This window comes from Ensifer sp. Root1252 (assembly GCF_001425885.1).
In the GTDB taxonomy this organism is placed as follows: domain Bacteria; phylum Pseudomonadota; class Alphaproteobacteria; order Rhizobiales; family Rhizobiaceae; genus Ensifer; species Ensifer canadensis.
Window position 1 is genome coordinate 235,273 of the sequence record NZ_LMDT01000001.1, and the last position, 12,857, is coordinate 248,129.

Genomic DNA, 12,857 nt, shown 5'->3' on the forward strand with positions numbered 1-12,857 from the left:
GTATAAGCGCGGAGCACTCGCCAACGAATTTCCGAAGGCGTTGGGCTCATGAGGCGCTCGAGGTCCGGCCGTTAGCGGCCGGCTGGCAGCATCAGAGCCAATAAGCCGGCAGCGTTGCGAGGGCAGCAACGGCAAAGAACGCGATCAGAGCAATGCGGGTCAACGCTACTCTCTGGACGCGGCTCTCGTCGGTGCGAGCGATCGCGATGGCGCGGGGACGACGGCGTGGCTGGTTCATGACATCCTGTCCTTCTCACTGACCGGCAACGTTCGGCCCGGATAAACCGGCTTGCCAGTCCAGACCATATTGCAGCCATGCCGTGGCAGAGAAAAGCCCTAAAAATGGAAACAGTGTGATTTCCGTTTGCGGAACAGTTCTTTCTGACCAACCGCCGGCTGTGCCGACACCAAAGAGGTTCCGGCATATCCGTTAACAATGGCTGAAGCCAAATGCCGCAAAACCAGGGATCAGACGTCCTGGCCGGCTGCGAAGCCCGATGCCCAGGCCCATTGGAAATTGTAGCCGCCGAGCCAGCCGGTCACGTCGACGCATTCGCCGACGAAATAGAGACCGGGAACAGCCTTCGCCTGCATCGTCTTTGAATCGAGACCATTGGTGTCGACGCCGCCGAGCGTCACCTCGGCAGTGCGATAGCCTTCGGAACCGGCGGGCTTGATCGCCCAAGCCTGGATCGATGCCGATAGCGCATCGATGGTCTTGTCCGAGAGGTCGGCGAGCTGCCGTCCCGTCAGCTTGGCGCCATCGGCAAAGAATTGCGCAAGCCGGCGTGGCAGAATATCGCCGAGCGCCGTCTGGACGGCCTGCTTGCCATTGGTGCGGCGCAAACCTTTTAGGATCGAGGCGATGTCGATATCGGGCATCAACCTCAGAACGATGTCCTGCCCCTCGCGCCAGTAGGACGATATCTGCAGGATCGCCGGGCCACTGAGGCCGCGATGGGTGATCAGCACCGCCTCGCGAAACGCCGTCTTACCGGAGCGCGCCTCGGCGTCGGCGGCGACGCCGGCTAGTTCGCCGATCGTCTCAAGCTGCACCGGATCGAGCGTCAGCGGCACAAGCCCGGGACGGGTTTCGACCAGGGCCAATCCGAACTGCTCTGCGATTTTATAGGCAAGCCCCGTTGCGCCCATTTTCGGGATCGACTTGCCGCCGCTGGCCACCACCAGCGACTGGGCATCGACCGGTCCGTCGCCGGTCATCACCCGGAAGCCGGCACCATGGCGCTCGACACTCGCGACCGTCGTCTCAAGCCGAAGCTCGGCGGCCGCATCGCGCATCTCGGCGAGCAACATCCTGATGATGTCCTTGGCCGAATGATCGCAGAACAATTGCCCCAAAGTCTTCTCGTGCCAGGCGATGCCGTGTTTTTCGACCAGCGCCAGGAAGTCTCGCGCGCCGTAGCGCGCGAGCGCCGATTTGCAGAAATGCGGATTGGCCGAGAGGAAGTTCTTCGGCCCGGCATGGATGTTGGTGAAGTTGCAGCGGCCGCCGCCGGAGATGCGGATCTTCTCGCCCGGCGCCTTTGCATGGTCGATGACCAGCACCCGCCGGCCGCGCTTGCCGGCCTCGATGGCGCACATCATGCCGGCCGCACCGGCGCCAATGATCACCACATCCTTCTTCTCAGCCACGAAACACCTTTGAGCTCTTTGCGCATTCCATTCCGGTCACGGCGGGGAAAGTCAATCGTCACGCTCTAGCCAATTGCCAATCTCTGGTTATGATGCGCTATCCGAAGCCAAAACCGGTGATTTATGCCCTCCAAGAGAAGTGCTGCCCAACAAACAACGAAAATCAGCAAAACCTCGAAAATACCCGCCGCCCTGCATTCCCTCCGAGGCGTCAAGACCTGGAAGGAAGCAACGGATTGGCTGAAGATCCGCGGGATCGAAGACATCGAATGCATCACGCCCGACCTTGCCGGCGTTCCCCGCGGCAAGATGATGCCCACCTCCAAGTTCACCTCCAACACCTCGCTTGCACTGCCTTCCGCCGTCTACCGCCACACGATCTCAGGCGAATATCCTGACGAGACCGGACAATTCCGCTACGATTCGCGCGACAGCGACATCAAGCTCGTCCCTGATCTTTCGACGCTTTCGGTCGTCCCCTGGGAAACCGACCCAACGGCGCAGGTGATCTGCGACATCGTCGGCTCCGAAGGCGAACAGATCAGCTACACGCCGCGCAACGTCTTGAAGCGCGTGGTCGACCTCTATCGCCAGAAGGGCTGGAAGCCGGTCGTTGCGCCCGAAATCGAGTTCTACCTCGTCGCCACCAATGACGATCCCGACTATCCGCTGCATCCGCCGAAGGGCCGCTCCGGCCGGTCGATCCTTGGCGGCCAGGGCTATTCGATCGCCGGCATCAACGAATTCGACGAGCTGATTGACGACATCTATCACTTCTCCGAGAAGCAGGGTCTGGAGATTGACACGCTGATCCACGAGGAGGGACCAGCGCAGCTCGAAATCAACCTTCGTCACGGCGATCCGATCGAGCTTGCCGACCAGGTGTTCCTGTTCAAGCGCACCATCCGCGAGGCGGCGCTGAAGCACGGCATCTACGCGACCTTCATGGCCAAGCCGATGCAGGGTCAGCCGGGTTCGGCCATGCACATCCACCAGTCGGTGATCGAGATCAACACCGGCCGCAATCTGTTCTCCAATCCGGACGGCTCTGCCTCCAAGGAGTTCTTCAACTTCATCGGCGGCATGCAACACTATGTGCCGCGCACGTTGGTGATGATGGCGCCCTACGTGAACTCCTTCCGCCGGCTGACGCCCGATATGTCGGCGCCGGTGAATACGGCTTGGGGCTACGACAACCGCACGACCGCGTTCCGCATTCCGGTTTCCGAACCGGTTGCCCGGCGGATCGAGAACCGGCTGCCGAGTTCGGATGCCAACCCCTATCTGGCGCTCGCCGCCTCGCTTGCCTGCGGCTATCTCGGCATCATCGAAGGCCGCGATCCGACGGCACCGACGGAAGACACGGCCAACGAAGGCGAAATCGATCTGCCGCGCGGGCTGCTCGAGGCCGTCGCCCTGCTCGAGTCGGCGCCGTCGCTTGCCGAGGTGCTGAGCCCCGAATTCATCGCCATCTATGCCGGCGTGAAACGTGGCGAGTTCGAAACCTTTATGCAGGTTATCAGCCCGTGGGAACGCGAGTTCCTGCTGCTGAACGTCTGACCTGAAAGGCAGTCCAATGCCCTGGCAAAGCCCGATCTCGCCCGGTTTCTCCTGGTATGAGGCAACCGTTCCCGATCGACCCGAATATCCGCAGATGCCGGGATCGAGGAAGGCGGATGTCGCCATTATCGGCGGCGGCTATACCGGGCTTCAGGCGGCCTACAACCTTGCTCGGCAAGGCGTCGATGTCACGCTCATCGACGCCTGCCGCTTCGGCGACGGCGCGTCGGGGCGCAACGGTGGCCAGTTCGGCACCGGCCAGCGCGCCTGGGCCGACGAGACCGAGGAAACGCTTGGCCAGGAACGGGCACAACTGCTGTTCGATATGGCAGAGAACGCCAAGCGGCACGTGCTCGACTTCGCCAGCCAACACGACATCGATATCGAGTTCATGCCGGGGCAGCTCTCCGTCGGCCACAAGAAGAGCCTGGAGAAGGATTATCGCGACCACGTCGAGGCGATGGCGACCCGCTTCGGCTATCCGCATCTCTCGTTCATGGAACGGGAGGAGACGGCGAGCCGGCTCGGATCGTCTCGCTATCACTTCGGCATCCGCGATGTCGGCACCGGACATATCCATCCGATGAAGCTGCTGCTCGGACTGGCGAAGCAGGCGGCCCTTGCCGGCGCCAATCTGTTCGAGCAGACCAAGGCGCAGAAGATCGAGCGCAAGGGAACGGCTGTTGTCATCACTACCGATCGCGGCACGATCACCACTGAGCGGGTGCTTGTCGCGTGCAATGCCTATATCGGCAATCTCGAGCCGGTCAGCGCCAGCCATGTGATGCCCATCCGCTCCTTCATCGGCGCGACCGAAGTTCTTTCCGCTCACCCCAACGTGCTTCCCGGCGGTGAATCGGTCGACGATTCGCGCTTTGTCGTGCGCTACTTCCGCAAATCGAAAGACGGGCGGCTGCTATTCGGCGGGCGCGAAGCCTACACCGCCGACAATCCGCGCGACATTTCCACCCATATCCGCCGGCAGATCAGCGAGATCTATCCGGAACTCGGCAATGTCGAGATCACCCACGCCTGGGGCGGTTCCGTTGGCATCACCTTGCCGCGGACGCCCTTCTGTCGCGAGGTGATGCCGGGCGTCACCTCGATCGGCGGCTATTCCGGCCACGGGGTCATGCTTTCCAACTATTGTGGCAAGCTCTACGCTGACCTTGTGCTGGGCAAACCGACGGAACTCGACCTGTTGAAAGCCTTGAAAATACCGGCTTTTCCGGGCGGAACACGCTTCCGATCGGCGCTTCTGTTCCTGGCGCTCAGCTGGTATGCGCTGCGCGACAGGCTCTAAGGCACGTTGTGTCAGGATGGTGTCACACTATGTGCATTAGATCTTTGTTTCCGTGCATGTCGTCGCCCCGAAACCGCGGCATATTTTCGGGCGACATGCATGAGAAAGCGTGTGCGACAGCATTTTATTGCGTCGCACCCTAGCGCGTTTAAATCGATTAGATTATATGTGTCCCTGACCTGAACAAGATCGAGATTATCCCATGAGCAGCCAGATCATTCCCGTCGAACCATTTGATTATGTCGTGTTCGGCGGCACCGGCGATCTCGCGGAGCGCAAGCTGCTGCCAGCGCTCTATCACCGCCAGATGGAAGGCCAGATTACCGAGCCGACCCGCATCATCGGCGCCTCGCGCGCCGCGTTGACGCATGAAGAATATCGCAAGTTCGCCGCCGATGCGCTGAAGGAACACCTGAGGCCGGCGGAATACAATGAAGAGGAAGTGGCGAAGTTTACCGCCCGCCTCTTTTACGTTTCCGTCGATGCCAAGTCCGACCAGGGCTGGGATACGCTGAAGAAGATCCTGGAAGAAGGCAAAGACCGTATCCGCGCCTTCTATCTCGCCGTCGGACCGGCGATCTTCGGCGATATTTCCGAGAAGATCCGCGATCACAAGCTGATCACCAAGACCACCCGCATCGTCGTCGAAAAGCCGATCGGCCGCGATCTGGCGTCGGCGACCGAGCTCAACGACACGATCGGCAAGGTCTTCCGCGAAGAGCAGATCTTCCGCATCGACCACTATCTCGGCAAGGAGACGGTGCAGAACCTGATGGCGCTGCGTTTCGCCAATGCGCTCTACGAGCCGCTGTGGAACTCCGCCCATATCGACCACGTGCAGATCACCGTTTCGGAAGCCGTAGGCCTCGAAAACCGGGCCGGCTACTACGACAAGGCCGGTGCGCTGCGCGACATGGTGCAGAACCACATCCTGCAGCTCGTCTGCTTTGTCGCAATGGAAGCCCCGACCTCAATGGACGCGGAAGCCGTGCGCGATGAAAAGCTTAAAGTTCTGCGCGCGCTGAAGCCGGTCAATGCATCCAATGTCGAGCAGGTGACGGTGCGCGGCCAGTACCGCGCGGGCGCCTCTGCCGGCGGCCCGGTCAAGGGCTACCTGGAAGAGCTCGAAGGTGGCGTTTCGAACACAGAGACCTTCGTAGCGATCAAGGCCGAAGTCAGCAACTGGCGCTGGGCCGGCGTGCCGTTCTACATCCGCACCGGCAAGCGGCTTGCTGGCCGCATGTCGGAAATCGTTATTACCTTCAAGCAGATCCCGCACTCGATCTTCGACAACAGTGCCGGTCGCATTTCCGCCAACCAGCTCGTCATCCGCCTGCAGCCGAACGAAGGCGTCAAACAGTCGCTGATGATCAAGGACCCCGGTCCAGGCGGCATGCGCCTTCGCAACGTTTCGCTCGACATGAGCTTCGCCGAGGCTTTCGACGTGCGCAATGCCGACGCCTACGAGCGGCTGCTGTTCGACGTCGTGCGCAACAACCAGACGCTGTTCGTACGCCGCGACGAGGTCGAGGCCGCATGGAAGTGGGTCGATCCGATCCTGAAAGCCTGGGAAGAGACCGGACAGCAGGTGCAGGGCTACACCGCCGGCACCTGGGGTCCGAGCCAGTCGATCGCACTCATCGAGCGTGACGGCCGCACCTGGCACGATGCGATATAGGTAAGGCAATGAGCACGACGCTTCACACATTCGACAATGGCGCCGCCCTGGCAGAGGGCTTGGCGGACGCCGTCAGCGCCGCACTTGCCACCGGCATTGCCACCCGTGGCACAGCAAGCATCGCCGTTTCCGGCGGCTCGACGCCCAAGGCATTCTTCCAGGCGCTCGCCAGGAAGGATATCGCCTGGGACAAGGTGACGGTCACGCTGGTGGACGAACGCTTCGTTCCACCGGAGAGCGATCGCTCCAACCACGCGTTGGTCACGGCCAATTTGCTGCAAGGCCCTGCGGCGAAAGCGCATTTCCTACCGCTTTACCACGCCGCCGCTTCGGCAGAAGATGCGGCCGGGCTCTCCAGCAAGGCGACGGCAAAGATCGGCACGCCCTTCGACGTCGTCGTGCTCGGCATGGGAACGGATGGCCATACCGCGTCGTTCTTCCCGGGCGGCACGCAACTTTCAAGGGCGATCGACGCGACGACGCCGCGCGGCGTGATCACCATGGAAGCCGAAGGTGCTGGCGAACCGCGCCTGACCTTTACCTTCTCCAGCCTTCACGATGCCAGGCTGCTGGTCCTGCACATCGAAGGCGAGGGCAAGAAGGTGGTGCTTGCCAAGGCGGAAGGTCCCGGCGACGAAGCCGAGATGCCGATCCGCACCATGCTGCGCCGTGCGGCCTCGCCGCTGCAAATATACTGGGCGCCATAACGGCCGGATCACCGGCCGGTTCAGGACGCTTTCAACCGGTGGCGCCCCACCGGAACGCGAAGGCGTTGAAAGAGCTCATACCGGGGCGTGGCCTGCACGTTCTCCCAAGCAGGCAACGCTCCGGATCGATGACTGGATGAAGATGAGGAGTCTCAAGACTCCGGAACAGGATTTGCCATGTCCGCCGATTCCCGCATTGCCGCAATCACCGCCCGCATCGTCGAGCGCTCGAAGCCGCACCGAGAGCCTTATCTCGATCGGGTGCGTCGTGCGGCGTCCAGCGGCCCACATCGCAGCGTTCTTGGCTGCGGCAACCTCGCGCACGGGTTTGCCGTCTGTTCCCCCGCCGAGAAGGTGGCGCTCGCCGGGGATCGCGTCGCCAACCTAGGCATCATTACCTCCTATAACGACATGCTTTCGGCGCATCAGCCGTTCGAAACCTATCCGGCGCTGATCCGCGAAGCCGCGCACGAGGCAGGCGGCGTCGCCCAGGTTGCCGGCGGCGTGCCCGCCATGTGCGACGGCGTCACCCAGGGCCAGCCGGGCATGGAACTGTCGCTGTTTTCGCGCGACCTGATCGCCATGGCCGCCGGTGTCGGCCTGTCGCACAACATGTTCGATTCCACCGTCTATCTCGGCGTCTGCGACAAGATCGTGCCGGGCCTTGTCATCGCGGCCCTGACCTTCGGTCACCTGCCGGCAGTCTTCGTGCCGGCCGGGCCGATGACGACGGGCCTGCCGAACGACGAGAAGGCGCGCGTGCGCCAGCTCTTCGCCGAAGGCAAGGTTGGCCGCGAAGAGTTGCTCGAAGCGGAATCCAAGTCCTATCACGGACCCGGCACCTGCACCTTCTATGGCACCGCCAATTCCAACCAGATGCTGATGGAGATCATGGGCTTCCACCTGCCCGGCGCCTCCTTCATCAATCCCGGCACGCCGCTGCGCGACGCGCTGACGAAGGAAGCGACGAAGCGGGCGCTGGCGATCACCGCCATGGGCAACGAGTTCACGCCATCAGGTGAAATGATCGACGAGCGCTCGATCGTCAACGGTGTCGTCGGGCTGCACGCCACCGGTGGCTCGACCAACCACACCATGCATCTCGTCGCCATGGCGCGCGCCGCCGGCATCCTGCTCACCTGGCAGGATATTTCCGAACTTTCGGACATCGTGCCGCTGCTTGCGCGCGTCTACCCGAACGGCCTTGCCGACGTGAACCACTTCCATGCCGCCGGCGGCATGGGCTTTCTGATCAGCCAGTTGCTTCGGGGCGGCCTGCTGCACGACGATGTGCGCACCGTCGTCGGCCAGGGCCTGGAGGCCTACAAGATCGACGTCCGCCTCGGTGCCGACGGCGGTGTCGAGCGCCGGCCGACGCCGGCCGAAAGCGCCGATCCGAAGGTACTCTCCACCATCGACCAGCCGTTCCAGCACTCGGGCGGCCTCAAGATGCTGACCGGCAATCTCGGCAAGGCGGTCATCAAGATTTCCGCCGTCAAGCCGGACCGCCACGTCATCGAGGCACCGGCAAAGATCTTTCATGACCAGGGCGAGTTGAACGCCGCCTTCAAGGCCGGCAAACTCGAAGGCGACTTCGTCGCCGTCGTGCGCTTCCAGGGCCCGAAGGCGAACGGCATGCCGGAACTGCACAAGCTGACGACCGTGCTCGGCATCCTGCAGGACCGCGGCCAGCGCGTGGCGATCCTCACCGACGGCCGCATGTCGGGCGCCTCGGGCAAGGTGCCTGCCGCCATCCACGTTACGCCGGAAGCCAAGGATGGCGGGCCGATCGCCCGCATTCAGGAAGGCGACATCGTGCGCATCGATGCCGTCACCGGCACGATCGAAGTGCTTGTCGAGGATATCGCGCTCAAGACGCGCATTCCCGCCCATGCCGATCTCTCGGACAACGAGTTCGGCATGGGGCGCGAGCTGTTCGCACCGTTCCGCGCCATTGCCGGCTCGGCCGACCACGGAGCAAGCGTGCTGTTCAACTGAGCCGAACCTCGGCGTCACCGCGGAGGATTTGTCTTCCATCGAGCTATCGCTGCCGGCCCTCGCCGCCGGTAGCGGGCCGCGCTTGCGAAGACGAGCGCTACTTCAGCGGCCCCGGATACATGTCGTTTCGACCGTCGTAACGCTCGACCTCCAGCGTGAAGATGTCGATATCCTCGATGCAGCGCGCATTGAGCGAGACGCGATTGTTCGGGTAGCCGCTGCGCATGATCGCCACACTGCAGGTCGGGCAGAAGTGATGACCTTCAGTCACGCCGCGCCAGACATAGGTGGAAAGGCGACGCTTCTCGGTGATCAACCGGATCTTGCTGCCGTCAATCTTCCAGTGGAGGAAGCCGGTGCGCCGGCATGTCGAGCAGTTGCACTCGACCAGCCCCGAGAGCTCCTCATCGACTTCGATGCAGATATCGCCGCAGTGGCAGGAAAGGCGGTAGGGTCGTTTCATCGATCGGTTGCCTCGCTTCTGGCGTGCAGGCGACAACAATCCAACGCCCACACTCCATGTCAAGCATAGTTTGGAGGCCTCGAAATACGGTGTCCCTGGCCGCAAAGGCGCATCGCCCGCCAGTCCGTCTCGGCCGGACGGGGCACCCGCACGAACGCTTGCCGGTTCAGCGGTAGATGTCGAGTGTGCGGTTCCGGTGGTTCGGATGGGTGCTGTAGACGAAGATGCGATTGAGGTCGCGATCGGTCAGGAGCCGCAGGAAGCGCGCTTCGACGATGTTGTTGGCGTGCACGCGCTTGAGCAGGCAGCCGACCATCTGGATGCGGGCGCTTGGAATGTCGAGGTAGAAATTCTGCGGCAGCTGGTACTTGGTCAGGATACCCAGAACCGCGCCGCTTTTCGACAGCTTGATGATTTCGCAGCGGCGGGAGCTCAGCTGCGTCATGCCCTTTTCGGTATATTCGATCCGCGCCTCGTTCCTCGTGTCCTCCATCGGGAACGTGGTTTCGCGATCGTACATGAAAGATTCTTCCTTGTTCAGGAAGTGTTGCTGCATCACCGGTGCCGCGGTCGTCATTCTACAGGCCCCTTAGTATCCCCTGCCCGTCAGGCTAGAGGAAGAAATTTAACAGAGGGTAGATTGAGGGCCTTCGCAAAGAAAAACCCGTCCGAAAATCGGACGGGTTGAAGACAAACGATGGTGGTCTTTGTCAGACGCGGTAGCTCTTGCCGCCGGCTTCGAACAGATGCAGCTTGTTCTTATCGGCCGTGAACCGGACTTTTTCGCCGCGATGAACGGGCAGGATGCCCGGGATCTTGGCGATGATCGGCTCCTTCTCCACCAGTCCCTCGATATAGAGCAGCGTCACCTCGCCGAGCGCCTCGACGATGGCGACCGTTCCTTCGAACAGGAAGTCCTCGCCGCTGGCCGTCTGGAGATCTTCAGGACGCACGCCGAAGCTCGCCGTCTTGCCGTTTTCCGACGCGTTCGTGGCGATATCGAGTGTCACCGACTTGCCGCCAGAAAGCTTCACCGTCGTCTGCGGGCCGGTGGCGGTGATCGTCGCGGGGATGACGTTCATCGCTGGCGAACCGATGAAGCGGGCGACGAACAGGTTCGCCGGGCGCTCGTAAAGCTCGAGCGGCGGGCCGACCTGCTCGATATGGCCGGCCGACAGCACGACGATACGATCGGCAAGCGTCATCGCCTCGACCTGGTCGTGGGTAACGTAGATCATCGTCGTGTCCGCCATCTGCTCGTTGAGCTTGGCGATCTCGATGCGGGTGGCAACGCGAAGCGCCGCGTCGAGGTTCGACAAAGGCTCGTCGAACAGGAAGACCTTGGGATCGCGGCAGATCGCCCGGCCGATCGCCACGCGCTGGCGCTGGCCGCCCGAAAGCGCCTTCGGCAGACGATCGAGGTACTTGGTGAGCTGCAGGATATCGGCTGCCGCGCGCACGCGCCGGTCGATCTCCTCCTTCGTCTCCTTGGCGATCCGCATGCCGAAGGCCATGTTGTCGTAGACGGTCATATGCGGATAGAGCGCATAGGACTGGAACACCATGGCGATCCCGCGCTTGGACGGCGGCACGTCGTTGACGCGCTCGCCATCGATGAACATGTCGCCGCCGGTAATCTCCTCCAGACCCGCGATCATGCGCAGCAATGTCGACTTGCCGCAGCCGGACGGACCGACAAACACGACGAACTCGCCCTGCTTGATGTCGAGATTGATGCCGTGAATGACATCGACCGCACCGTAGGACTTGCGGATATCTTTAAGCGTCAGACCTGTCATCGCACCCTCCCCTTCGTCTCTTTTGTCTGTCGTTGTCTCAAACCAGCCGCGCGAAGAATGCGCTCCAGGCTGGAAGATTGACCTTGTCGTTCTTGATCTCGGCCGTAAAACCATGGCCGTCAAGCGCTTCCACTGGCTCCTTCGGCAAATCAACCGTAGCGGCCGTACCGCTCATGTTGAATGCGCAGAAGAGCTTCTCGTTGCCGTGGCTGCGCACGAAGGCAAGCACGGGCGCATCGGTGCTGCGGAACTCGATCTCGCCTTTGGCAAAGGCCGGATGCGCCTTTCTGAACTGCAGGAAGCGTCGATAGTGCTCCATGACCGAAGCGGTGTCATCCTTCTGCGCGGAGACCGCCCGGTTCAGGTGTTCGGCCGGCACCGGCAGCCAGGGTTTGGCATCGCCGAAGCCGCCATTGGCAGCAGTGCTATCCCAGACCATCGGCGTGCGGCAGCCGTCGCGCCCCTTGAAGTCGGGCCAGAACTGAATGCCGTAGGGATCCTTCAGATCCTCGAAGGCAAGCTCGGCTTCGGTGAGAGCCAATTCCTCGCCCTGATAGATGCAGACCGAGCCGCGCAGCGACATCAGCAGGCTTGCCAGCAGCTTGGCGTGCGCGTCGCGATCGGCAACGCCATCGCCCCAGCGACTGACATGGCGAACGACGTCGTGGTTGGAAAAGGCCCAGCAGGCCCAGCCCTCCGGCGCCGCCTTGTGAAAGTCGCGCAGAACCTCGGCGACACGCGCCGGTGTCAGAGCGTCGGGCGCCAGGAACTCGAAGGCGTAGCACATGTGCATCTTGTCGCCGCCGGAGGTGTACTCGCCGGCGATCTCGAGACCACGCTGGCTGTCGCCGACTTCGCCGACCGCCGCGATTGCCGGAAACTCGTCCATGACAGCACGGAACCGCTTCAGGAACGCAAGGTTCTCCGGCTGGTTCTTGTCGTAGAGATGTTCCTGATAATTATACGGGTTGACCGCCGGTGCAGTGGAGGCGTTGCGCCGCTCCGGCGCCAGCGCCGGATTGTCGCGCAGCTGTTTGTCGTGGAAATAGAAGTTGATGGTGTCGAGGCGGAAGCCATCGACGCCGCGCTCCAGCCAGAAGCGCTCGACGCCCAAAAGCGCCTCCTGCACATCAGGATTGTGCAGGTTGAGGTCCGGCTGCGAGGTCAGGAAGTTGTGCAAGTAATATTGCAGCCGCGTCGGATCCCAGGCCCAGGCCGAGCCGCCGAAGATCGACAGCCAGTTGTTCGGCGGCGTTCCATCGGGTTTCGAGTCTGCCCAGACGTACCAGTCCGCCTTGGCGTTCGCCCGGCTGGCGCGGCTCTCGACGAACCAGGGATGCTGGTCCGAGGTATGGGACAGAACGAGGTCGATCATCACCCGGATACCGAGCCGATGCGCCTCGGCGATCAGCGCATCGAAATCGGCGAGATTGCCGAAGATCCCGTCGACGTCGGTATAGTTCGAAACGTCGTAGCCGAAATCCTTCATCGGCGAGGTGAAGAAGGGCGATATCCAGATAGCATCGGCGCCGAGCGAGGCGACATGCGGCAGGCGGGCGGTGATGCCCTTCAAATCGCCGATGCCGTCGCCGTTGGAGTCCTGGTAGGAGCGCGGATAGATCTGATAGATCACCGCGCCTCGCCACCAATCCTTGTCGGCCTGCAAAATGGATTCGCTCATTTCAGTCATGCTCAT

General features: G+C 62.2%; 11 protein-coding genes. 5 read left to right on the forward strand and 6 right to left on the reverse strand.

Annotation, left to right across the window (positions count from 1 at the left end; genetic code table 11):
* Window positions 1-91: 91 nt before the first annotated feature.
* On the reverse strand, window positions 92-238 hold the full coding sequence (locus ASD02_RS39090; RefSeq protein ID WP_164474899.1) for a hypothetical protein: 147 nt from the start codon (window positions 236-238) through the stop codon (window positions 92-94).
* 230 nt (window positions 239-468) lie between these two features.
* Window positions 469-1,653, reverse strand: a complete 1,185-nt coding sequence (locus tag ASD02_RS01150) for an NAD(P)/FAD-dependent oxidoreductase (protein ID WP_025425972.1) — start codon at window positions 1,651-1,653, stop codon at window positions 469-471.
* 123 nt (window positions 1,654-1,776) lie between these two features.
* Here ASD02_RS01150 and ASD02_RS01155 point away from each other — a divergent pair, with 123 nt between their 5' ends.
* The 5 genes from ASD02_RS01155 (at window position 1,777) to edd (ending at window position 8,899) form a co-directional block, all read left to right on the forward strand.
* Window positions 1,777-3,213: a glutamine synthetase family protein gene (locus tag ASD02_RS01155; protein ID WP_025425971.1), complete on the forward strand. Its 1,437-nt coding sequence runs from the start codon at window positions 1,777-1,779 to the stop codon at window positions 3,211-3,213.
* A 16-nt stretch (window positions 3,214-3,229) separates the two neighbouring features.
* The gene (locus tag ASD02_RS01160) at window positions 3,230-4,516 is read left to right on the forward strand and encodes an FAD-binding oxidoreductase (protein ID WP_025425970.1); all 1,287 of its coding nucleotides are present in this window, start codon (window positions 3,230-3,232) and stop codon (window positions 4,514-4,516) included.
* Between the two features lie 202 nt (window positions 4,517-4,718).
* On the forward strand, window positions 4,719-6,194 hold the full coding sequence (gene zwf / locus ASD02_RS01165; RefSeq protein WP_025425969.1) for a glucose-6-phosphate dehydrogenase: 1,476 nt from the start codon (window positions 4,719-4,721) through the stop codon (window positions 6,192-6,194).
* 8 nt (window positions 6,195-6,202) lie between these two features.
* Entirely contained in the window at window positions 6,203-6,901 is a 699-nt protein-coding gene (pgl, locus tag ASD02_RS01170) for a 6-phosphogluconolactonase (protein ID WP_025425968.1), read from the forward strand.
* Window positions 6,902-7,078: 177 nt separating this feature from the next.
* Window positions 7,079-8,899, forward strand: a complete 1,821-nt coding sequence (edd, locus tag ASD02_RS01175; RefSeq protein ID WP_025425967.1) for a phosphogluconate dehydratase — start codon at window positions 7,079-7,081, stop codon at window positions 8,897-8,899.
* Between the two features lie 97 nt (window positions 8,900-8,996).
* Here the strand turns inward: edd and ASD02_RS01180 are convergent, their stop codons facing one another.
* The 4 genes from ASD02_RS01180 to ASD02_RS01195 form a co-directional block, all read right to left on the reverse strand.
* The gene (locus tag ASD02_RS01180; protein ID WP_025425966.1) at window positions 8,997-9,362 is read right to left on the reverse strand and encodes a GFA family protein; all 366 of its coding nucleotides are present in this window, start codon (window positions 9,360-9,362) and stop codon (window positions 8,997-8,999) included.
* A 166-nt stretch (window positions 9,363-9,528) separates the two neighbouring features.
* Window positions 9,529-9,939, reverse strand: coding sequence for a hypothetical protein (locus tag ASD02_RS01185; protein ID WP_025425965.1), 411 nt, complete (start codon window positions 9,937-9,939; stop codon window positions 9,529-9,531).
* 133 nt (window positions 9,940-10,072) lie between these two features.
* Complete coding sequence (gene ugpC, locus ASD02_RS01190) at window positions 10,073-11,161, reverse strand: sn-glycerol-3-phosphate ABC transporter ATP-binding protein UgpC (protein WP_057211548.1); 1,089 nt, start codon at window positions 11,159-11,161, stop codon at window positions 10,073-10,075.
* A 37-nt stretch (window positions 11,162-11,198) separates the two neighbouring features.
* The gene (locus ASD02_RS01195) at window positions 11,199-12,857 is read right to left on the reverse strand and encodes an alpha-glucosidase family protein (RefSeq protein WP_107026830.1); all 1,659 of its coding nucleotides are present in this window, start codon (window positions 12,855-12,857) and stop codon (window positions 11,199-11,201) included.

What these genes read in the sequence shown, in the direction of transcription:
- ASD02_RS01180 (WP_025425966.1), bottom strand. Translation starts at nt 9,362, where the DNA reads ATGAAACGACCCTACCGCCTTTCCTGCCACTGCGGCGATATCTGCATC.
- ASD02_RS01185 (WP_025425965.1), bottom strand. Translation starts at nt 9,939, where the DNA reads ATGACGACCGCGGCACCGGTGATGCAGCAACACTTCCTGAACAAGGAA.
- ASD02_RS01195 (WP_107026830.1), bottom strand. Translation starts at nt 12,857, where the DNA reads ATGAGCATGACTGAAATGAGCGAATCCATTTTGCAGGCCGACAAGGAT.
- zwf (WP_025425969.1), top strand. Translation starts at nt 4,719, where the DNA reads ATGAGCAGCCAGATCATTCCCGTCGAACCATTTGATTATGTCGTGTTC.
- ASD02_RS01155 (WP_025425971.1), top strand. Translation starts at nt 1,777, where the DNA reads ATGCCCTCCAAGAGAAGTGCTGCCCAACAAACAACGAAAATCAGCAAA.
- ASD02_RS01160 (WP_025425970.1), top strand. Translation starts at nt 3,230, where the DNA reads ATGCCCTGGCAAAGCCCGATCTCGCCCGGTTTCTCCTGGTATGAGGCA.
- pgl (WP_025425968.1), top strand. Translation starts at nt 6,203, where the DNA reads ATGAGCACGACGCTTCACACATTCGACAATGGCGCCGCCCTGGCAGAG.
- edd (WP_025425967.1), top strand. Translation starts at nt 7,079, where the DNA reads ATGTCCGCCGATTCCCGCATTGCCGCAATCACCGCCCGCATCGTCGAG.
- ugpC (WP_057211548.1), bottom strand. Translation starts at nt 11,161, where the DNA reads ATGACAGGTCTGACGCTTAAAGATATCCGCAAGTCCTACGGTGCGGTC.
- ASD02_RS39090 (WP_164474899.1), bottom strand. Translation starts at nt 238, where the DNA reads ATGAACCAGCCACGCCGTCGTCCCCGCGCCATCGCGATCGCTCGCACC.